Source organism: Staphylococcus pasteuri (genome assembly GCF_030547725.1).
Taxonomy (GTDB): Bacteria; Bacillota; Bacilli; order Staphylococcales; family Staphylococcaceae; genus Staphylococcus; species Staphylococcus pasteuri.
The window spans coordinates 386176-407914 of record NZ_JAUOQO010000001.1; the positions used below are offsets into that span (position 1 = coordinate 386176).

Annotated in this window: 20 protein-coding genes and 3 pseudogenes; 7 read left to right on the top strand and 16 right to left on the bottom strand. The window is 28.6% G+C overall.

What is annotated here, in order from left to right; all coding sequences use genetic code 11:
• The first annotated feature begins 37 nt into the window (after nt 1-37).
• A complete protein-coding gene (locus Q4528_RS01750) occupies nt 38-397 on the top strand; it encodes a hypothetical protein (protein WP_303520306.1) in 360 nt (119 codons plus the stop codon).
• A 72-nt stretch (nt 398-469) separates the two neighbouring features.
• On the opposite strand, the gene Q4528_RS01755 is transcribed toward Q4528_RS01750, so the two are convergent.
• The 10 genes and pseudogenes from Q4528_RS01755 to Q4528_RS01800 all read right to left on the bottom strand — a co-directional run bounded on the left by Q4528_RS01755 (nt 470) and on the right by Q4528_RS01800 (nt 8008).
• On the bottom strand, nt 470-2164 hold the full coding sequence (locus tag Q4528_RS01755; protein ID WP_046467208.1) for an ABC-ATPase domain-containing protein: 1695 nt from the start codon (nt 2162-2164) through the stop codon (nt 470-472).
• 185 nt (nt 2165-2349) lie between these two features.
• Nucleotides 2350-3127: pseudogene (locus Q4528_RS01760) on the bottom strand (tandem-type lipoprotein).
• Between the two features lie 13 nt (nt 3128-3140).
• Nucleotides 3141-3755, bottom strand: a complete 615-nt coding sequence (locus Q4528_RS01765) for a DUF5080 family protein (protein WP_303520307.1) — start codon at nt 3753-3755, stop codon at nt 3141-3143.
• A 48-nt stretch (nt 3756-3803) separates the two neighbouring features.
• Complete coding sequence (locus Q4528_RS01770) at nt 3804-4433, bottom strand: DUF5079 family protein (RefSeq protein WP_046467211.1); 630 nt, start codon at nt 4431-4433, stop codon at nt 3804-3806.
• Between the two features lie 112 nt (nt 4434-4545).
• A pseudogene (locus Q4528_RS01775) lies at nt 4546-5126 on the bottom strand (DUF5079 family protein).
• 54 nt (nt 5127-5180) lie between these two features.
• The gene (locus Q4528_RS01780; RefSeq protein WP_046467212.1) at nt 5181-5843 is read right to left on the bottom strand and encodes a DUF5079 family protein; all 663 of its coding nucleotides are present in this window, start codon (nt 5841-5843) and stop codon (nt 5181-5183) included.
• A 221-nt stretch (nt 5844-6064) separates the two neighbouring features.
• The gene (locus Q4528_RS01785; protein ID WP_046467213.1) at nt 6065-6457 is read right to left on the bottom strand and encodes a DUF5084 family protein; all 393 of its coding nucleotides are present in this window, start codon (nt 6455-6457) and stop codon (nt 6065-6067) included.
• 1 nt (nt 6458) lies between these two features.
• The gene (locus Q4528_RS01790) at nt 6459-6848 is read right to left on the bottom strand and encodes a DUF4064 domain-containing protein (protein WP_046467214.1); all 390 of its coding nucleotides are present in this window, start codon (nt 6846-6848) and stop codon (nt 6459-6461) included.
• Between the two features lie 18 nt (nt 6849-6866).
• The gene (locus Q4528_RS01795; RefSeq protein WP_046467215.1) at nt 6867-7241 is read right to left on the bottom strand and encodes a cystatin-like fold lipoprotein; all 375 of its coding nucleotides are present in this window, start codon (nt 7239-7241) and stop codon (nt 6867-6869) included.
• A 308-nt stretch (nt 7242-7549) separates the two neighbouring features.
• A complete protein-coding gene (locus Q4528_RS01800) occupies nt 7550-8008 on the bottom strand; it encodes a DUF1433 domain-containing protein (protein ID WP_046467217.1) in 459 nt (152 codons plus the stop codon).
• A 430-nt stretch (nt 8009-8438) separates the two neighbouring features.
• Here Q4528_RS01800 and Q4528_RS01805 point away from each other — a divergent pair, with 430 nt between their 5' ends.
• The 6 genes from Q4528_RS01805 (at nt 8439) to Q4528_RS01830 (ending at nt 14504) form a co-directional block, all read left to right on the top strand.
• Nucleotides 8439-9050, top strand: a complete 612-nt coding sequence (locus Q4528_RS01805; protein WP_070452852.1) for a DUF5067 domain-containing protein — start codon at nt 8439-8441, stop codon at nt 9048-9050.
• A 102-nt stretch (nt 9051-9152) separates the two neighbouring features.
• Nucleotides 9153-10703 carry a DUF6583 family protein gene (locus Q4528_RS01810; RefSeq protein WP_303520311.1) on the top strand — a complete coding sequence of 517 codons (1551 nt, stop codon included), beginning with the start codon at nt 9153-9155 and terminating at the stop codon, nt 10701-10703.
• Between the two features lie 79 nt (nt 10704-10782).
• Nucleotides 10783-11949, top strand: coding sequence for an ABC transporter permease (locus Q4528_RS01815; protein ID WP_046467220.1), 1167 nt, complete (start codon nt 10783-10785; stop codon nt 11947-11949).
• A complete protein-coding gene (locus Q4528_RS01820) occupies nt 11946-12866 on the top strand; it encodes an ABC transporter permease (RefSeq protein WP_046467221.1) in 921 nt (306 codons plus the stop codon). Before Q4528_RS01815 ends, Q4528_RS01820 begins: the two co-directional genes overlap by 4 nt.
• A gap of 15 nt (nt 12867-12881) precedes the next feature.
• Entirely contained in the window at nt 12882-13556 is a 675-nt protein-coding gene (locus Q4528_RS01825; RefSeq protein ID WP_046467222.1) for an ABC transporter ATP-binding protein, read from the top strand.
• 24 nt (nt 13557-13580) lie between these two features.
• Nucleotides 13581-14504, top strand: coding sequence for a hypothetical protein (locus tag Q4528_RS01830; RefSeq protein ID WP_046467223.1), 924 nt, complete (start codon nt 13581-13583; stop codon nt 14502-14504).
• Nucleotides 14505-14623: 119 nt separating this feature from the next.
• Here the strand turns inward: Q4528_RS01830 and Q4528_RS01835 are convergent, their stop codons facing one another.
• From Q4528_RS01835 to Q4528_RS01860, 6 genes and pseudogenes are all read right to left on the bottom strand, one after another.
• Nucleotides 14624-15253 (bottom strand): putative bacteriocin export ABC transporter, encoded by a 630-nt coding sequence (locus tag Q4528_RS01835; RefSeq protein WP_046467224.1) that lies wholly within the window; start codon nt 15251-15253, stop codon nt 14624-14626.
• A pseudogene (locus Q4528_RS01840) lies at nt 15250-15522 on the bottom strand (YxeA family protein); the annotation flags it as partial. The gene Q4528_RS01835 and the pseudogene Q4528_RS01840, both read right to left, overlap by 4 nt.
• Nucleotides 15523-16059: 537 nt before the next feature.
• On the bottom strand, nt 16060-17568 hold the full coding sequence (locus Q4528_RS01845; protein ID WP_231577506.1) for a glycosyltransferase: 1509 nt from the start codon (nt 17566-17568) through the stop codon (nt 16060-16062).
• A 129-nt stretch (nt 17569-17697) separates the two neighbouring features.
• Nucleotides 17698-19086 (bottom strand): CDP-glycerol glycerophosphotransferase family protein, encoded by a 1389-nt coding sequence (locus tag Q4528_RS01850; RefSeq protein ID WP_231577507.1) that lies wholly within the window; start codon nt 19084-19086, stop codon nt 17698-17700.
• 17 nt (nt 19087-19103) lie between these two features.
• Nucleotides 19104-19967 (bottom strand): UTP--glucose-1-phosphate uridylyltransferase GalU, encoded by an 864-nt coding sequence (gene galU, locus Q4528_RS01855; protein ID WP_046467226.1) that lies wholly within the window; start codon nt 19965-19967, stop codon nt 19104-19106.
• A 388-nt stretch (nt 19968-20355) separates the two neighbouring features.
• A complete protein-coding gene (locus Q4528_RS01860) occupies nt 20356-21732 on the bottom strand; it encodes an MFS transporter (RefSeq protein WP_046467227.1) in 1377 nt (458 codons plus the stop codon).
• Between the last annotated feature and the right edge of the window lie 7 nt (nt 21733-21739).

A 21739-nucleotide genomic window follows, 5' to 3' on the forward strand; every position in this document is an offset into this window, starting at 1 on the left:
TATTTTTATAATAAGTGATATAGTAAGGGGTGGTCATGTGAGAAGAGATGAATTGAAACCTTTTCGGAATAAATCAGTAGTTGTTACTGGTAGGCTTGAATATATTGGATATAAAAATAAATTAGATCGTGATTTACCATATAAACGAAATGTACGAATTTTACTCAAAGATGTTCAAATTAATGGCATTTCAATAGATCATTTATGGCTTTTCGAACGTCAAAAGTATTTTAAAATAGGTTTTTCACTTCTCTATAAAAGAGTAAAATTCAGAGCTATGGTTGTGCCTTATTTAAAACTTGGTGAGCGATTTTATATAGAAGATTATGGCATTCAAAGAAAAAGTACGCTCATGACAGAAGAAGAATACAATGAAAATAAACCATTCAAAAGATAATCGATGATACATAAACAATGCGCATGCTATCATGGTACATAACGTACAATATGATACATGCGCATGTTGTTATTACTTCACATTCAACCCACGATAACGGTTTAATGTCCCTATGAGTTCTTGTTTACGAGGTAATGCTAAATTACCTGGATGCCCTTGATGATGTGATACTGCTTCTAGCCCTTTTTGTTCAATAAGTTGATATACATCATCAACGATATCATTGATTGTCTTGTCGTTACCTAACTCATGTTGTTGGATATAATCAATCATCATCGCGAGTCTGTTCGTCTGACTATCATCTACTAATTGTTCTAAGCCATTAATATCAATCGTTTCTTTGCCATACATGACTGCATGTTGTCCTTTAGCTTTAAGTCGACTATCTTTTCCTTTTTTATTAAAACTATTTTTAAGAGGGATACGAGACGGAATTTCACCAAATGTCTTATGAGAAGTATCTTCACGTTCATATCCTACCGTTTGTGCAATTTTTTTAGCTTCTTCAGTAACATCTTTCAGTACATATTCATCCATCATTAATACTTGATCAGCGACTTCAAAGTAGTCACCAGAACCTCCAACGATTAAAATAGTTGATACATCATAGTCATCGTATAGCGGTTTTACTCGATTTGAAAATGGAGTAATCGGTTCTTTCTCAGGTGCAATTAACTTTTGCATGCGTCCATCGCGAATCATAAAATTCGTTGCCGATGTATCTTCATCAATTAATAATACTTTAGTACGTGCTTCTAATGCTTCCATCACGTTGGTCGCTTGTGACGTACTACCACTTGCATTATCAGTTGAAAATTGACTTGTATCTTTCTTACCAGGTAAGTGATCAATAAACGGTTGAATATTCACTTTTTCTACACTTCTACCGTCTTCTGCACGTATTTTCATCGCACTATTATTTGTAATTACATACTCACGACCATCGCCATCAATATGATCGTAAGCACCTCGTTCGAGTGCTTGTAATAAAGTGGACTTACCATGATAGCCACCACCAACGATTAAAGTAATACCTTTTGGAATTCCCATACCTACAACAGGCTTACCATATGGTACCTCCATTGTTATTTCACATGATTTTGGACTGGTAAATGCAATAGCTTGAGACATCGGCCAATCTGATACGCCATTTTTTCTAGGTAATATGGAATCATTAGCGACAAATGCGATTAAGTTTTGTTGATCTAGTTGTTGTCTAATATATGTTTGATTGAGTTTCAATTCAATTTGGTGTTTTAAAGCTTGTTGATCCATATGTTGGTATTTGAGCGCTTGATCAACGACTTGTGGTAACACTTGAGTCGTTGTTGATGCTGCAGCTTTCCCTAAAATTTTACGTCCTGTAGCAGGTAGACCTACCTCTAGACGTACCTCTATGACGTCAGCATTAATAACTACAGATGTGCGTTGAAGCATCTCTTGATCACAACGATCGATAAAGATTTTATGTTGTCCTTTTGCTTTTGATAATATGCTTTTTAATTTTCGAGCTACATTTCTTGTTAAAAAGTCAGCAACTGCAATACGTTTATCTTTTGTATCTAAAAAGTCAGCGGGTATGCCAACTACTTTTCTATCTATAATTAGTCTCATTTTTGAGGGCGATGCAAAAGGATCTACTTGGACATGGTCGATGGCTAATCGAAAGTCATCAAATTGATACATCCCTTTTGTACGTTTATAAGCACCATATTTTTGTCCATCTAGTTGAGTTAACATCTTTTTTAATTCTTGTGCTTGTTTCATTAATTATTCTCCTTAAGAACATGACATCTATCTGTACACATTACCCGTTAAGCATTTTCAATTAAACGTTCAATCATCAATATAAAAAGCCATTTTTAGCATAATATTAAACAGTGGAATATACAAAATAGCCCCCAACACCATTGTTTATAATAAAGGTATCGGACGCTATTCGAGTGGTTTGTTTAATTTTTCGTTGGTTGATATTCAATAGAATCTGTAAAATATATATTATTTTTCTTACCTTCTTCAAAAGTATATTCTATTGACTGATCTCCTATAGAATCTCCGCTTAATTCCCCTGTACCTTTCATAGTAAATTTAGGTGCTTTTTTTGTTGGTACTTTATATATTTCTCTAATTTTTTTCACATTAAAATCGCTATTTGATAGTTGGTACTTTGCTGAATAACTAGGAACCTCTGGATTATATTCAATATTACCATTTTTATATTTCTTTAAATCTTTAAAGTTTGCATATTGAGCGAAAAATTTAAAATGTTCAATTTTGTTTTTCAATTTTTTTATCTTGGATTTCCTTATTAATAATAATTTTATTATTTTTTAATTTAATTGGGACTTTAATCTCCTTCTGTTTAAGTCTCCCATTTTTATCATCATAAACTTTTTCAATATTGTATGATCCTTGGGTTTCTTTAGTATTTCTATTCATGTAAATAACCATGCCTTCTGATACTAATTCACCACCATCCTTTTCAACATTCATTGTTGATTGTATTATCCACTCACCTTTATCATCTTTATCAAACTCTTCATCTCGATATCCTTCTTTGTCATATAGGTCTTCTAAATTTTTGATTGGATACATGTTCAACGTTTTCGCAAAACTGTCTTTGATTTCATTTTCTTTTTTGAGTTTCCATGAATAATAAATCCCAACTATAATGAGTACAATTGCTAAAGGTACGAGAATAACTAACAACCATTTTTTCGATATATTCATATCTTCACCTATCTTATCTTTGTATTAGTAATATCATTATGAAAATAAATAACCATATCGACATCAGTAATGGTCTTATAGATATGAGTCTCCATCGTCCTTTTATTATTCTTAAAATGGTATCTATGATTATGTAAATAACAAATATTGCGATAAAAATAAAGAGTATGATAATGTTGCCAAATGCAAAATCTTCTTTATATTGTGATGAAGCTTTAATAGACATCGTTATCATAAATATCAACGACATCACTAATGATATTATGCCTTTATATTTATCTATTTCTAAATTAATTTTCATACTTTCAATTTTGTCATATTTCTGTTGTGTAATCATGCTATCTGATGACTTCGTCAACTCTTGAATCTTTACTTTTAGAGGTCTAGACCATAACCCCCTTACACCCATAATTCCATACAACAGCACACCTATATTTAATATGAGCATCAAGTTTTCAAACTGGTTTGCACTTTCTTCTTTTATAAAAATTACAGGAATTAAATATAAAATAAGGGCTATAATATAGGTTATTATTGGCAATACTTTAAGCCCTCCTGAATGCATTACAGATGTAAAATGCACTAAATAAAATAAGCCAAATACAATAATAATCAACAATATATCCATCGTGTTTAATCTTCCTCCACACAATTAAAATATGATTCATTTACTCTACTAAGAATCATTAACTTCGTTATATACTTCACCATAGAGCATATAAAAACTAGTAACCATAAAATTACACGCAAAAATAAATAGTAGTGATAATAAAAATATAAAATGTGATTCTGCAATATTTGGAATAATAAAATATTCCACAATTTTTTGAATATATATCAATGAAGCTAAACCCTTCAGGATAATGATAGCTATAACCTTATTTCCTTTTAACCAATTGGGGGAAAATCTCATTAATAGTACACTTAATATATGAGTAGTAGAACAAAATAATAATGTCATAATTCCAAAATACCAATAATTATCCAGATAATAATGATGCTCGGCAGCCACAAAAAAGTACATATTATAAAATGTCATATATACAATATAAACACTTAATATATTAATTATTAAATAACGCTTTGCTCTTTTTACGGGTTGCGTCATTTTTTTCTCTAAGAATTGTAATAAACCTATAATATTAACTATAATTGCTATTATAGTTGTTATTATTAGGTAAATCGGTGTATTCTCTATAGTCAAATCAAATTTATATTGTAAACATGAAAAAAATATAAAAATTAATGAAAATATATTTAAAAATTGAATTGCCGGTTTTCTCAATCTATTTAATGATTCTTCCACTATATCTACTCCTTTGTATAGTAAAAACATTGTACTCTAATAGAATTATATAAAATTATTAATTTTATGATTTATTCAAATCAGTATATACTCTTCCATATAATAAATAGTATTAAGAAACTAAAAAGTTACAAGTAAAAATCAAGATAATAGATACAATAAATACAAAATGAGAATCAGCAATATTAGGAACTATTATATATTCAATGATTTTTTGAACGTATATTAATGATGCAATAACCTTAGTGTTAGAATGACTATAACCTTATCTACTTTTAACCAATTTGGATAAAAGCTCATCAAAATTAGACTTAGAATATGGAGTGTACTGCATACAAATAAAGTAATGAACCCAACATACCAATACTTATCTAAATAATAATGATGTTCAGCTGCTACAAAAAAATATAAATTATAAACTGTTATATAAGTAAAATAGCAAGTTAAAATATTAACTATTAAATATCTTCTTGCTTGTTTTGTAGGATTAGTTATTTTACTTTCGAACATTTGTAATAATCCTAATATATTGATTACAAGCCCAATTGCTGTCGTAATCAATAAATATTTAGGGGTATTTTCAAATGTAAGATCATAATGATATTGAATAGCTGACGCTAATATAAACAATATTGATAACACGTTCATTACTTGTATAGATGGCTTTCTCAACTGTTTTAATGATTCTTCCAATTTTAATTTAACTCCATTTCAACTATATTTGGCATTATTAATAAGCCTGAGCCATTAATTATCGTGTTTATCTCTTTTTTTATCTTTACTTATTTTATTAACATCGGTTAACACTCTTCCATATAATAAATAGTATTGACTCACTAGTAAATTACTAACAAAAATCATAAACATACTTAATATGATTAAAAAATGTGATTCTGCAACATTAGGAATCATTATGTATTCTATAATCTTTTGAACATAAAAAGTACATGCTATTATTTTTAATATTATAATCCACATTGTTTTATCGCCTTTGAACCAATGAGGAGTATTGCCCATTAACAAAAGACTACATATATGTGCACAACTGCATATAAAAAGAAAAACAAAACCAACAATCCAAAATCTAGTTAAATCATATTTATTTTCTTCAGCCATAAAAAAATAAAGATTATAAAATGATAAGTACGTAAAATAACTAGTCAAAATCCCTACTATTAAATATCTTTTTGCTTTCTTTAAAGGATTAGCAGTATTTTTTTCAAATAACTGTAAAAGCCCTAATAGTATGACTATTATTTCAATTAAAGTCGTAATAATTAAGTATATTGGGGTAGTTTCCATAGTCAAACTATAAAAATATTGTGTTGTTGATAATAAAATCATTAATAATGAAATAAAATTCATTACCTGAATAGTAGGTTTACGTAATTGTTTTAGACTTTCTTCCATCTTACCTTCTCCTCTAAAGAATAAATTCTTTTATTTGCCACTTACTTATTTAAATTTGAAATATACTATTTCAACTCTTTTCAAATCAATTATTTAATAATTGTAATTCTCATTAATTTTATTATATTTATAAAAATTGAGAGTAAACAATATTTAGTTGTTTAGTCTCAAAATTCAAAGAAAATAATATAATTTTGTCTCAATATTTTACAAATTCAAGTTTATTGATTTAATCTGCTTCTTTGTATTTTAAAAACTATCCCAGTTCCTATAGAGAACAAGATAATAGCAAATATGAATAGTGTTAAACCAAAAATACCAAAGTTTTGTCCATACAATTGAACCCCAATATTTTTAAACACATCGTTCATTACAAAATAAAATAGAATAGTCATAAATATAAATACGACATATGTTCCAATAATTGATAAATATATTGTTGGTTTAGATATAGATTCAAGTGCTTTTGTGTTTTTATGAGGTGTATAAACAAATAACCACATAAGATTTAATGCTAACATTCCAAAACTACCAACACACAAAATAAATCCATAGACACTAGTTAAACTCAATATGCCTGCAATTGTTAAAAGTACCCACCATGCATATTTCATACTAATACACTTCTTTATTTGATTTTTTATAGCTTAATATTGAAATTCCACTTATTAACCAAGCAATAAAAGTTAATAAATTAGCACTGATAATTGCTCCAATAATATGTAAAACCCCGCTCACTTTATTGTTCACAAATATCTTTTTCATAGCAATAATACCTAATAAATCCGAAACTGAAGAAATAACAAAGAAAATAGCAAATATAGTAACAAATGTTGCTTGAGCAGTTTCTGGACTTTGAACAGTCTGTTCACCATTCACTGTTGTAGTTAATTCCGGATGCATCACACCTGTTGCTGAAAGTATTAAAAACAATAAAAATAATAAAGTTAAAAAGCTTTGTATTATTACCCCAATTAAAGATGTCACTTTGATTAATTTTTCCATTTTTCTACTCCTTTAAATTTATTTTACTTTGATATTTTTATAGTCAGGCTTATGATCTTTAACATATGTTTTTGCATCGAAGTGCTCTTTATAATATATTTTGTCATCTTTAAATACATAAGGTACAAAAAACAGATTACCACTATTTTTGAATGCTTTATAGCCTATTATAATAAGTTTTCCATCATCATATACATAGGAATTCACTTTATCTTTATCAAATTCTGGTATAAATTCATCATCCTTTTTAACCATTTCTTTATGAGTTTCTTGCTGAATTTCCATAATTTTATTTATTTTACTTTGATATTTGTTTTTCTCTTGATTATCACTACAACCACTATTCAATATACTTATCAATATAACTAAAACACCTAAAATAATTTTTTTCATTATCTTCTCCTTAAAAATCATATTTTTAAATTAATTGTACTAGGCAAATTGAAATTATATTTACAAAAAACAATAGAAAACTCGCTATTATATGTACTGAAATGAAAAACTTTAGATATTTATGTTTAATATATTTTAATGAAAAAGATAATATAAAACTGCCCAAGACAACAATTGCTGATGCAATAGGCGTCCAATATGGAAATAATCCCCAAACAAAAACAATCAACATACTACATACAGTTATCAGTATTACGAAACTGCTCATTATTGTTGATAGAATAGCAATAAGCATTAATGTCTTGCGCTTAGTTATTCTCTTCATGTTGTTCACCTTCCGATTGTATTTTTCTTAAGGCATCATTCACAGAATTGGCATTTCTTTCTTTTAATATCTCTTTTACAGATTTTATCTTTCTATTTGCTTTCTGCTTTTTTAGATTACCGTTTAAAATATAATCTTCTCCATTAAATTTTGGATTATAGTTACCACATTCAGCATCATAGCTTAATTCTTTATTTTTATCTCCATTAATACGGACGATAATATTGTAACTTCCTAGCGGGGAATCACTATTACTCTTATATACTGTTGTGCTATTAATATTTTTAAAATTATATTTTAAAAACAATTCAATCCGTTTTTCTTCTTTCTGGATATATTGATGTTGGAAATATAAATGAGTACATAATGCGCCTATAAAAATGATAATTTCAACGAGAACCAAAACAGCAAATATTCTCAGTATTAATGCGAAACTTTTCATATTTATCCCCCTGAAGTATTACCTCATAATTAGATATTCCCAAAATTTTTAAACCATTCTAGCTAACAACTAAAGTCATTAATCTCATTAAATGATTCACTTAATGAACGTTCCTTTTATTTTATAAATTTTATCTAGCAATGACTCAATTCCATTACCCAAAATTGAATTTAATGCTATTGAATGCACTGTATTTAAATTTAAAATAAAAAACATTATATTTTAAAATATAACTAATTATTTTAGTTTTATTCATTCAGTCTATCAATATATTTTAACGTAAATATTTTTAAAATAAAGTATTACTTTAGTAACAATTAAATGATATACTAATTACCATAAATATTCGTTATTTTATTATTCATTTAATATTAATAAGTGAATATTTTCATTACATACTATTTATTTTATAATATTGGGAGGTTTAATTATGAAAAAATTACTAGCGTTACTATTTGCGTCAGTATTAGTATTAGCCGCATGTGGTGATAAGGATGATTCTTCTAAAGATTCATCAAGTAACAATTCTTCTAACAAATCATCAGAAAGTAAAAAGGATTCAGGTGATACAGATTCTGTAAAAGTTGATTCTTCTTCAGATGATAAAAAGAAATCTGATTCTTCTTTCAAAGATGATAAATTATCAAGTAAAAACTTTGATGTTGAAATTTTAGACACTCAAATTGTCGATGCAAGCAAATATGCAGACGATGATAAACCAAATATTGCTATTGTTTATGGTGTTAAAAAGAAAACTGACAAAGAAGATGTAACAGCATCATCAGCATTTGATATGAGTTTTGAAGCATATCAAGATTCTAAAGATGTTAAGAGAGAATTAAAAACTGGGGACGCTTACGATAGCGAATTAGATAGAAAATACGGTGAAAACGGTACTGATGAAATTAATAAAGGCGGTAAAGTTAAAGCTGTTAAGTTCTATAAATTAAAAGATACAAAAACACCTGTGACATTACAAGTTAAAGATCCAGATGACTACAGCAATGATAACCTTGCTAAAAAAGAAATCAAGTTAAAATAATACCAGTAAAGTGACTGAATAAATTGCTCGCAATTATTTAGTCACTTTTGCTAAATATAGCTATTTTTAATTGGGATAACGTACATTTTGGGAGGATATACAATGTCGAAAAAATTAAAAATCATTTTACCCATAGTAATTGGACTATTACTAGTACTAGGAATTGCTTGGGGTGTTTATGCTTTTATTACGAATACACCAAAAAATTCATATTTATTAAGCGAAAAGAAAACCGCTAAGAACTTAGATTCATATATTAATGATCGTTTCAAAAATGAAATGAAATTCCAAGAAAAATATAATGATAATTCTTTCTTATCTAAATTTGAAGTTACTGCAGATGCACCTAAAGATTACATAGAAGACTTAGGTTTGCCCAAATCCGTAGTCGATGGTTCAAAAATTAAAGGTACTGTAGGACACGATCCAGAAAGTAAAAAGAGTATCGTCAATATAGCACCTACTCTAGTTGATGAAGAAATTGGTAAGTTTCAAGCTAGTGCAGACGATAAAAATCAATATTATGAATCACCTTTCTTCAAAGGTGTTTATAGTGTTAAAAATAATGAAATCATTGATACTTTAGCTGAAATACAAGGAACAGACGCTTCAAAACTTAAAGAACAAGGCTATTCAAATGTAAACTTCAATTTGAATAATCAACTTGGTGTTCTACATACTCGTCAAGACGATATTGATAAAGTAACAAAACGATATACTGATTTAATCACTGATAAATTGGATGATGATGATTTCAAAAAAGGTGATAAAGAAAAAGTGAAAATTGATGGGGAAACTAAGAAAATCAAACCAGTTACTTTATCAATTAGTAGAGAAAAAGCTAAGAAGATAACAGTAGCAGTTTTGAAAAAAGCAAAAGATGATAAAGAGTTATTGAGACTTTCAAATATGAATGAAAAAGAATACAACAAATCAATTAAAGATGCTTTGAAAGATGCTAAAGACGCACAAGATAAAGATTTCCCTAAAATTAAATCAACTATCTATCAGGAAAAACATCAAATTCTCAAACGTGATATCACAATTACTGATTCCGATGATAAAAAGATGAACATCAAAGGTACAAATAAAATTGATGATAACCTAAAAGTGAATTATAAAGTAACAGGAAATGATAATTCATTTGAAATTAAAGGCTCTTCTAAAAAGAAAGATGATAAGTACAAAGATCAATATACATTAACTAGTAGCATCGATTATGACCGCTATTCACTCGATATCGATAACAAAGAGACTCAAAATGACTCAAAACGTAAAGATGCTGGTACATTAACGATTGATGATGGTACAGATAATTATGATATCGACTATGAAAACAACTTAGACACAGACGCGAAGAACAACCAACAAAAACAAAAGTTAAATGTTGAATTCAAGCTAGATGGCGAACCAATTAATATTATTATTAATGCCAATACTAAACTTAAAGAAAAAATTAAGTTCAATACTGACGGTGCAAAAGACTTCAACGCATTATCTAAAAAAGACAAAGAAAAATTAAGTAAAGAAATGGAGAAAAAAGGTAAGGATACATTTAAAAAAGTAGAAAAAAATTGGATGACTAATTTCAATTATTTTTGTGTATTTAATGTATTTTTAAATATGTTGGCTAATCGCCCCTTATCCATGTAAATATTCAAGGACAAATCAGCAAGCATAAGGGGTGGGACAGTTGTCCTACCCTCTTTATATTATTATTAGGAGTGGTTATTTGAATTCATTAAAGTTGTTTCATATTTACCACTCTTTTTTATTAAAAAAGTGGTACTTATTTGTGTATTTACTATTAATCATAATTGCACTTATTGTCACTTTAACTACTATTCAACATATCAATAAAAATGAATCTAAGTTTACTATTGGCATTGTAGATAAAGATCAATCCAAAGAAACACAACTTATTTTAGGATCTGTTGGTAAAGGTAGCAATTTAGGAAAGAATGTATCATTGAAAAAATATAATGAAAATGAAGCACATCAATTATTAAAACAACAAAAATTACAAGGTTATTTTGTCTTTGATAAGGGTATGACAAAAGTTTTTTATAAAAATGGTAGGCTTCCTATTTCAGTTTATACATATGACAAACAATCCACTAAAAGTGTAGTGATAAATCAACTCACCCATTCAGTATATGACCGTCTAATGCACTCTATGGGAGGAATACTAAGTTTTTCACATCTTGCTGACAAACCATCAGACCAAGATACATTAATGACTATGACAGACATGTTGTTTACCGGACTTAATCGTACTGGTTCCTTTGATTATGAATCTATCCATATTTATGACACTGGAAGTTATTATGTTGTTACTGGCTATCTATTTTCCATATTTGTTCTTTGTTTATCACTTTTCACCGTTTTGAAAATGAATCAAGAATCAGCACTTAAAGAACGTTTACAAATGTTTCATTTTTCTTTTGAAAAGTTAACACTTGTACGTGGATTCATCTCTTGGTTTTATACCTTGTTGTGGTCAGCAATAGGTTTTGTTTGGATTCAATCTGCTTTGCATAGTGCTTTCAGAACATATAATTGGCCTACGGTAGCCATCCAATTAGTATATTTGGTCACGATTTTGGTCTTATGTCTCATCATTATTGATTTAGTATCAAAATCTTGGTTGAATTTACTCCTAAAAGTTAGTCTAAGCATACTCATTATTGGATTTTCAGGGATTACTATTCCTACTATTTTCTTCCAACATATATTGAATGATGTTTTAATTAACCAACCGTTTAGTTTAGTAACGAATCAAATGCTAGAAATTACTTTAAACAACTATATTTTAGATTCACATCCAGCGTTCTATTTTAGTTTAATTGTATTAATTTTAGCATTGCTAATCATACTTGCTTGGAGGTATCGTCGATGAAACCGTATATCCAACTCGTTATTAAAAAGCAATGGTTCGCTTATTTTATATTTATTTTGACGATTATGCTGGCATTAGGTGCATTATGGATAGCTCACAAATCTGCAAGTCAAACGTTTAAAATTCCAATTGCAGTCCAAGATATGAGTCACAGTAAATCATCTAAACAACTGATTCATCAAATGGATTCAAGTCCATACGTAGAAATTCAATATTTATCTAAAGACGATTTTTATATTGATGACTTGGTTAAGAAAAAAGAAGTTATGGTAAGTCTGCAAATCCCCAAAGATTTCAATAGTAAACTAAAAAACAATAATTTAAAATCCTCAATCCCTTTGTATGGACGAGATGATTTTATTGGTAGTATAGCTGTCGAAATTGTGAGTCGTTCTTTATATGAACAACAGATACCATATATCATTCAAGAACACTTAGACGATATGAATCAAACAAAATCTCACTCAGATATCCAAAATCAATATTATAAAGATACACCTAAATCACAATTAACAACGCATTCTATAACTCAAAACGCAAATCAATCTATCTCCATTGGTGTTGTATTTGCATGTGTCATCATGGTTAGTGCCATTCAAATTTTATTACATCAGCGTCTCAAACAAAACGCACCATTACAGCGACTTTTCCTAACTAATCATAGTCAACTTAAACTTTATAGTACGTATGTCGTTACACATGTTTTTATTTTAATAATTATACTCATTGGCATTAGCTTAGTTATTCATCAACCATTAAGCATATTCTTTTATTTAAAATCATTAATCATATTAGTTATTTACGAATTAGGCATTGCTTTATTACTATTTAAAATTAATGTACTGAGTCATCGTATTTTTATGGCTATTGTCTATGCCATTGTTATGAGTGTCATTTATCTATGGATTCAATTGTAAAGGAGTGTGAACTAGATGATAAACATTAATGACGTAAGTAAAAGTTATAGAAATAAACATATTTTCGATAAACTCAATATGCAAATTCAAGATAATCAAATTACTATTTTATTAGGAGAAAATGGTGCTGGGAAATCAACTTTATTACGTTTAATTGCTGGTATTGAAAAGGTAGATTCTGGTTCCATACAATATTTTAACCAAACACTAACTAAACGTCATATTAGAGATATGGTCGGTTATGTTCCACAAGATATCGCACTTTTTGAACATATGACAGTTAATGAAAATATTAACTTTTTCAAGTCACTGTGTAATAATCCTGTATCAGAAGAGACAATACAAGATTATTTATCACAGTTAAATTTTAAAGAAACTAAAGTTAAAGTTTCCAATTTATCAGGTGGTAATAAACGTAAAATTAATATTTTAATTGGATTGCTCAGTAATCCTCATATTTTAATACTTGATGAACCAACCGTTGGAATTAATCTTGAGTCAAGATATGATATACACCGCCTATTAGAGCAATTAAAATCACATTGTTTAATTATCATGACTACACATCATTTAGACGAAGTAGAAGTTTTAGCAGATGAAATTAAACTTATTGGACAAAACCCGTTTTATCAAGAAATGCTTGAAGATAAACATTGGCACTATGAAAAATATAATAATGCATTAACTTAAAACATAGTTAAAGGAGAACTTATTATGAAAAAATTAATTAGTGTATTTATTTTAGCCTTAGTATTATGTTTAGCAGGTTGTAGCAATAGTAATAATGATAAAGATTCACATAAAAATGAGGAGAAAAAATCAGAATCTAAAGCTAAAAGTAAAAGTGAACGTTTTAAAGAATACGATGACAATAGTGAAGCGTATGAAGAAGCTAAGAAAAAATATAGTAAACAAAAACCAATCTCTATGCTTAATAAACTAGATCCAATTATGACAGATAAAACTTTCACTAATAAAAAAGGAATGCAAGGTTGGAAAGATTATAAGAAATTAATGGATAAAGTAAAGCTTGCTGATTATAAATATACTAAAGAATCTAAGGGTTCTTCATTAAGTGATGTTGATGCATTTTTCAAAGATAAAAAAGATGTAAAACGTCAAAAAATGGATGCTGGCGAAGATGGTATTAAGCAAGTTAATTATTGGTATGTCACTGGATCTGGCAAAAAAGTTGGCAACACAAATTACCCGGAATATTATACTGAAATCATGACTAAATATAAAGAAGGTAAACTTGTTTATGCTTCTGTTGAACCAGGTCTATACCATGTAAGTTTCAGCGATGCTGTAGAAAATAAAGATTTCACTAAAGTTAAAAATCTAAAGCAATTATTAAAACTTAACCAATCAAAACCTATACCATATAGTGTAGCTGAAATGAAATATGAAGCACTTCCAGTTACTAATGTGTCAGTATTAGTTAAAGGTGAAAAGGACAAAGACGAAAAATCCGCTTCTAACTATTTAGCTTATTTTAATTTCTCACCTGTTAAATATGATAAAGATAAAAATCATGAAGTAGTGAGTGTTAATGGCGCTCCGTTTGAAAGTGCACAAGCAGACTTTGGTAACTATGCTTATGTTGCTATGAAAGAGGCACTCAAAGAAGCATTATAAAAATAAAAATATCCTCAACTTGTTTTAACAGAATCCCTTATAACTAATACGATCATTAGTTCTGAGAGGTTTGTTTTTCAAGTTGAGGATTTTCTTTAATCATTAGAAATATTTTTAAATTATGCTAATTTCGTTAAATCAATCACTTCATCGCATTGGGAAGCGATATTCATATCATGTGTTGCTATTATTAATATATTATGTTCATCTACTAAGTTGAGTAATAATTGTATAATCAACTGTCCAGTTTCAGGATCTAAGGCTCCTGTAGGTTCATCAGCTAATATAATCGTTGGCTCCTTCAACATCAATCTTATTAAAGCTACGCGTTGTTGTTCGCCACCACTCAAAGTATGAACCTTTCTCTTTTTATTTTCAGTCAGTCCAAATTGACTTAAATACTTCGACTTTAATGCTTCTTTTTCTTTTTTGGACAACTTTTTATAAGCGAGTCCTATGTCTAAATTTTCATCAATAGATAAGTTCTCTACTAAACCATAATTTTGAAATAAATAACCCAGTTGTTCTCTGTAAAATTTAGCATTAAACTTTTGTATTTGGCCATTAAATAATATTTGTTCTTTACCAACTTTTTCAATGCCAGCAATGATGTTTAACAAAGTTGATTTACCACATCCGCTTGTTCCGATTAAAGCGTATGATTTTCCATATTCGAATGTTAGATTAACATCATCAAATATACGATAGTTATCTTTGTGAATTGATAGATGATTCAATTGTATTGTCATTGGGATTTAACCTCTTTTGGCACATTCTCTTCTTTAACATATGTGATTTTTCTTACATATTGTCCTTTATGCGTGACTTTCACATATTCTTTATCAGGGTCATATCCATTAAATGTAAGTTTATAATCCAATTTTTTACCATCTTTGTTGAACACGGAAATATTTTCATAATACTGCGTATCTTTAGGTACTTTAGCATAGTCGTCTTCCATTTTGAGTAATGGATTAACACGGTCAATAATTGGATGATGTACAAAAGTGAATACAAGGAATTAAGCGAAGTTTGTTGAGTTGGATTAAAGACATATATATCTTTATTTATCTTCTTATTTTGATAATTAGTAATCACTTTATATATTGCAATATGTTCTTTTTTAGCAAATTTTGTGATTGTATCAAAAATCTCTTTTTTATTATATTGATGATCCCAGTCAGTGACTTCAACTATATATTTACTACTAGGTAACAATTGTTCATTTTCTTTATATGTATATAAGAATAAAAGTGTTGATATTAATAGTAATACCGTGATGTCTAATATTATCTTAAACCATTTCATGTTGTACCTCTTATGCTGTATCGATGTCTATTTTCATTAATGATTTGCCTTCTTTTGATTATACTGAATATTCCGATAATAATAAACGATTTTTTTACGAAAAAAATGGCCTACCTTTAAGTAAGCCACTTTTTTATATTCTTATATTTCTCTCCATTAAAAAACGCTATCCTTAAATGACCTACCAATGATTGACCATTTCATATACATATTTGTTCTCTTTACATAGAAAGTCATAATAAATACATCATTTGAATACATTTTCAAATTCTTTAATAGATGATTGTCTTAATGGTTCGAAATCGAATTCTTTAATATCATATTGATTATATCTATGTTTGTATAATCCGTTATAAATACCTTTAGCATTATTATCAACAATAATAGCTTGATTTTCTTCTAAGTATTGTATCGTTTCTGGAAGATCTACAGTAATTACATCTGTTTTTAATGCTAATGCCTCATAAACGACTAACCCTAATCCTTCATAATTTGAGGATAAAACGAATGCATCACAATGTGATAATAGTGGGTATGGATTATTCATACCACCTAAAATAACAATGCATTCTCTGGCAGATGAGTTTCGTACTCTATTAATCGTTTTACTTTTTAATGGCCCGTGTGGACAAACTAAAACTAAAAATACATTTTGATTCACTTCATATAAATCTTCAAAGGCTTCGATTAACTTATCGTGTCCTTTTTGGTAGTCGTATCTTCCTATATTTATATACACTTTAACATCTTTATTATAAATAGCATTTAACAGTTTCACTTTAGATATTCTAAAATGATTGTAAAAATCAAATATCGGCTTTTTAGATAATTGATTTTCATTTTCTAATACATACTGATTAATATAATCATTTATTTTATCAAATTGTCCTTCAAACAAATCATTAAATTTAGTTGATAAATCTTTTTCTCTCTTTAACGTTTGATAACTATCTAAAATTAACTTTTTAGCATGAGAAGACAATTTGTGGTTCTGTTTATTCACTTCAATATCTTCCTCAGCTTCATCTTCTTCAATAGTACTTAGTCTATATTGTTCTAATTTTTCATTTAAATCAGGAAATTCAAAGTGAAGTTCATCTTCTTTGTCTTTAAGTTTAGGTAGTATTTCTTTTTCAAATTCTTCAAAAGCTAGCTTATACGCTAAATCTTCATTATCATTAAATATATTTTTCAAGTTATTAACTGATTGGTTAATCATTTCTATTTCTTTATTAACCACATGAGTTAAATAATCACTTACTTTATAATCCATACTTAATTCGACAATTTTATCTAATACTAATTGGAAGTTTATATTTTTCTTATTTTTCACTTCATCTAACAATGTTTGGATATCCTCTTTAAATTGTTCTAGGTACATTTGATTCTTAGATTTATAGGCATTATCATTAAATGAATAATCTACTTTAACACCTTCTAACGAATTAAATAAGCCCTCATTTCCTAGATTACGTGTTCTGTTTTCACCTAAGAAATTATTTACTGTCGTAATTTTGTCGCTAATTCCTTTGATGTTTTTCACTAGATTTTCTTTTAAGTTATTATGCACTAAAACAATTTTATCCACATCTTTGTATGCACCGAATACAATTTTTCGACTGAAATTACTTTTAGCTTTATATTCTTCAAACATATCTGTATGTACCCAAATAGCTGTTTTAGCATCAATATGTCTCATCATTTCTGCCTCTTTACGTTCAAAGCCAGTATAATGAATCATCCAGTCAATTTTCACATCACCAAACAATCTCGTGAACTCTTCTTTATATATTCTTTTTAATTGTTTTTGACGGGCTTTGGCAGTGTATGTTTCATCCCATAAATATTTTTTAACTAATAAACGATCTTGTAAGTTTCCATTTAATTAGCCAGTAGTTGGATAAAAAAGAACATTTTCTGGAAGATTTAATAATCTATAATAATGTTCAGGCTTTACTTTAGACTTCTCAAAGAAACATATGTAATTTCGTTTAGTTGTATCAATATTTTCTAAAGTATTAATTAGAGCAGTAGTTACGCCATTATTCCAAAATCCACCACTTAAAATGGCAACAGTTTCTTTTCCATTATGGATATCGTATTCCAAAATTGAATCATCAGTATAGTCATTTAATATATTTTTAGTTATTTTTAAAGCACCTGTGTGATGATCATATTTAGTAAATCTTTGTTTCATATTTATATAATTAATCTCACTATCTACTTTATTAATAGCTCTTTCTAAATCTTCTAGAGTCTCAGTATTTACAAATGGATACTCAGTTAAATCTTCATACATTCCTCTTGTATTCGCATATTCCTCTAAATCATATGTATACAAAATAACCGGTTTATTTAAATTTAAATAATCATACATTACTGAAGAATAGTCTGTTATCAATGCATCAGTTGCTGTCAAAAATTCATATGTCTCATAATTGTCTGGGAAGAAACGTATATTCCTATAAGTATTCTTTATGCTATTTTTCTCAAAGTCGTGTAACTTAACGTATAATATAGTATTTTCATCTAAGAATTTATCTAAATAATTAAGCATTTTTTCTACTTCGGAAGATTTTCTAACTTTACCTACCGTTCCTCGCCATGTCGGCATATAGCTAATTACTTTTTTATTTACAAGTTCTAAATCTTCCCTAACCTTTTCTCTCAATGCTTTATCAAAAAATACACTATTTCTAGGTGATGGACCTACAACAACTTTACCTGGGTAAACATTTTTTAAATTATGTGATTCAACAAGAACATCTTTTGTATGTTCGTTACTAACAATAATTTTATCTGCCATATAAAAGTTTCTTTGTACATTAGCAACGTCTACCACTATTTCCATATCTTTTCCCATATTCTTCAATGGGGTTCCATGCCAAATTATGTAATATTTTTGATCTTTTCTCTTATTAAAAAATGGATAAAATGTTGTATCATTGATTAAATACTCTGAAACAGCTAATAATTCATAATATTCTTCAGACAAATGTTTAACAATTTGAATATTACTAAAACCTTTTTCTTCAAGGAATTTTTTATGTTTTTCTGGTTGTTTTGATACTAAAAAAACTTTACATTTTTCAACTTGTTTTTGAATTTCCTTAATGAGATAAAAAATATGACCACCAACAGAGTCCCCGTGTGTTGACTCTAATACAAAATAATTTTTTTGTATTTTTTTCTTTCTTCTACTTTCTATATAAACAAATTTACCTTTATTTTTTTTATAATTATCAACCTTTGTTTTAATATCTATCTTTTTCAATTTTGTTCTCCTAAATTTTATACATTCAATTCTCTAATATATTTTTTTAAATCGTCTTTCATGTCTTCATCTTTTAATGCATATTCGATCGTTGTTTTAACGAATCCTAATTTTTCACCAACGTCATAACGATTACCTTCGAAGTCATATGCGTACACTTGGCTTTCTGTGTTCATACGTTCGATTGCGTCAGTTAATTGAATTTCATTTCCTGCGCCTTCTTCTTGTGTTTCAAGGTAGTCGAAGATTTCTGGTGTTAACACATAGCGACCCATGATGGCTAAGTTTGATGGTGCTGTACCTTGTTTAGGTTTTTCTACGAATTTTTTAACTTCATAACGTAATCCTGATTGTTCTAATGGGTCGATGATACCGTAACGGTGCGTATCTTCGGGTGCAACTTCTTGTACACCAATAACAGATTTACCTGTTTCATCGTAAACATCCATTAATTGTTTGATGGCAGGTGTTTCAGATTCAACAATGTCATCGCCTAATAACACTGCAAATGGTTCATCGCCAATAAATTGACGTGCTGTGTGGATGGCATGACCTAAACCTTTTTGTTCCTTTTGTCTAACGTAAAAGATATTAGCTAAATCTGTTGAGTATTGAACTCTTTCTAATAAATCATTTTTACCTTTTTCTTCTAGAACCATTTCTAGTTCTTTTTGGTTATCAAAGTGGTCTTCAATCGCACGTTTATGTTTACCTGTAACGATAATAATGTCTTCGATACCTGCTCTTGATGCTTCTTCAACGATGTATTGAATAGTTGGTTTATCTAGAATTGGAAGCATTTCTTTCGGCATTGCTTTTGTTGCTGGTAAAAATCTAGTACCCAAACCAGCTGCTGGAATAATTGCTTTTTTGACCCTCATTTAATTAACTCCCCTTCAAATAACTTTTAGGTATTAGCATAAATCGTTTATTAGATTATTAATATATACAAGTGTTATATATATTGAATTCAAAGATTTATTCTTTTCATTAAAAGTAATGTTTTTACACTACATTATAATATCACATTGTTTCATAATTTATTAGCATTATTTTTTATAAATATTGCACAAGTCTATATTGTTAGACAACTCAAATTATTTAGTCAAATAAAAAACTGATTTCCAATATTAAATACAAAATCAGTTTTTCTAGTTATTAAACTAATATTCTATTTTCTGAAAATAAATATTCTCTTCAAAAAAGGATTTAGTAACTACTGCTAGCTACTAAATCCCTCTTTTAAATACAAATTGCTTATTTTATGATCTATACTTCTACATTTCGTTTTGGTACTAAAATAAATGCGGCGATAAATGCGACTAATACCATACAAGCACCTACGATAAATGCGATTGTTGCTGCAAAATGGGTATCGTTATAAATACTAATTGTTGAATAAACAGTTGTCACAACAGCGATACCAAATGCTGCTCCTAATGTTGATGTCATTTTAATGATACCTGATGCTGTACCTACTTTTTCTTCTGGAACATTTGATACTGCTGTTGATAAGGCTGGTGTTGCAAAGAAGCCTAAGCCTAACCCTATGCAAATAAACCCAATCACTGAAACGATATAATATATTATACTTGGTAAGGCTGTAATGGATAGTAAAATAATTCCTACAGCAATAGTGATTGGTCCAAACATTAATGGTATTTGAGGTCCATTTTTTTGCATGAAACGTTCACCTACACGAACCATGATTAAACTACAAACCATATATGGAATAGTAATTAACCCTGCTTGTGCTCCTGATAATCCCATGGCGTCTTGCATATAAATATTGAATAATGCAAGCACTCCAATTTCAGTATTAACCATTAAATTAGCAATCGTTGTACCTATATAAATTTTGTTTGAAAATAACGTAAAATCAATAAATGGTTCTCTTTGTTTACGTTCATAAATGTAAAATGCAAACAATGTGATAATAAATACTACGATTAAACCTATAATTACAGGATTAAGCCAACCTAATTTTGTACCTTGTGTGATAACTATATTAATACTTAACATCATAATTACGAAGATGAAAATACCCATAATATCAAATTTCTTATTATGTGCGGATTCATCTTTAGACTCTGGCGTACCTCTTAATAATATCATTGCGATGAATGCAAAAATAATTGATAAGATAAAAATCCAACGCCATTCTACATATGTTGCGACTACACCAGCGAATAGAGAAGCTAGTCCAGTTCCACCATAAGAACCAAATGACCAAAAGCTTAATGCTTTTTGACGTTCTTCACCTGAGAAGAATGAGTTAATAATCGCAATCGTCGCTGGTAATAAACAAGCGGCTGAAAGACCTTGTAATACACGTCCTGTAAGTAAGAAGAACGGCATATTAGTTATAATAACGGAAATAGATCCTAATATACTTAATACTAGTCCCGCTCTAGTCACTTTTACTCTTCCTATTTTATCTGAAAGTCCACCTGCAACAACTATGAACACACCAGTTAATAGTGAGGTAAGACTTACTGCAATATTGATAATACTCATATCAACGTGATAATCATTTTGCACATGAGGCGCTATATTTAAGAGAGATTGAGCAAACAACCAATATGTCAAAATCCCTAATATAATAGCGAGTATTAATTGATTTCCTTTTTTGTAATTTCCAGACATAGCTAGT

What these genes read in the sequence shown, in the direction of transcription:
- Q4528_RS01755 (WP_046467208.1), bottom strand. Translation starts at nt 2,164, where the DNA reads ATGAAACAAGCACAAGAATTAAAAAAGATGTTAACTCAACTAGATGGA.
- Q4528_RS01765 (WP_303520307.1), bottom strand. Translation starts at nt 3,755, where the DNA reads ATGGATATATTGTTGATTATTATTGTATTTGGCTTATTTTATTTAGTG.
- Q4528_RS01780 (WP_046467212.1), bottom strand. Translation starts at nt 5,843, where the DNA reads ATGGAAGAAAGTCTAAAACAATTACGTAAACCTACTATTCAGGTAATG.
- Q4528_RS01785 (WP_046467213.1), bottom strand. Translation starts at nt 6,457, where the DNA reads ATGAAATATGCATGGTGGGTACTTTTAACAATTGCAGGCATATTGAGT.
- Q4528_RS01790 (WP_046467214.1), bottom strand. Translation starts at nt 6,848, where the DNA reads ATGGAAAAATTAATCAAAGTGACATCTTTAATTGGGGTAATAATACAA.
- Q4528_RS01795 (WP_046467215.1), bottom strand. Translation starts at nt 7,241, where the DNA reads ATGAAAAAAATTATTTTAGGTGTTTTAGTTATATTGATAAGTATATTG.
- Q4528_RS01800 (WP_046467217.1), bottom strand. Translation starts at nt 8,008, where the DNA reads ATGAAAAGTTTCGCATTAATACTGAGAATATTTGCTGTTTTGGTTCTC.
- Q4528_RS01805 (WP_070452852.1), top strand. Translation starts at nt 8,439, where the DNA reads ATGAAAAAATTACTAGCGTTACTATTTGCGTCAGTATTAGTATTAGCC.
- Q4528_RS01810 (WP_303520311.1), top strand. Translation starts at nt 9,153, where the DNA reads ATGTCGAAAAAATTAAAAATCATTTTACCCATAGTAATTGGACTATTA.
- Q4528_RS01820 (WP_046467221.1), top strand. Translation starts at nt 11,946, where the DNA reads ATGAAACCGTATATCCAACTCGTTATTAAAAAGCAATGGTTCGCTTAT.
- Q4528_RS01825 (WP_046467222.1), top strand. Translation starts at nt 12,882, where the DNA reads ATGATAAACATTAATGACGTAAGTAAAAGTTATAGAAATAAACATATT.
- Q4528_RS01830 (WP_046467223.1), top strand. Translation starts at nt 13,581, where the DNA reads ATGAAAAAATTAATTAGTGTATTTATTTTAGCCTTAGTATTATGTTTA.
- Q4528_RS01835 (WP_046467224.1), bottom strand. Translation starts at nt 15,253, where the DNA reads ATGACAATACAATTGAATCATCTATCAATTCACAAAGATAACTATCGT.
- galU (WP_046467226.1), bottom strand. Translation starts at nt 19,967, where the DNA reads ATGAGGGTCAAAAAAGCAATTATTCCAGCAGCTGGTTTGGGTACTAGA.
- Q4528_RS01860 (WP_046467227.1), bottom strand. Translation starts at nt 21,732, where the DNA reads ATGTCTGGAAATTACAAAAAAGGAAATCAATTAATACTCGCTATTATA.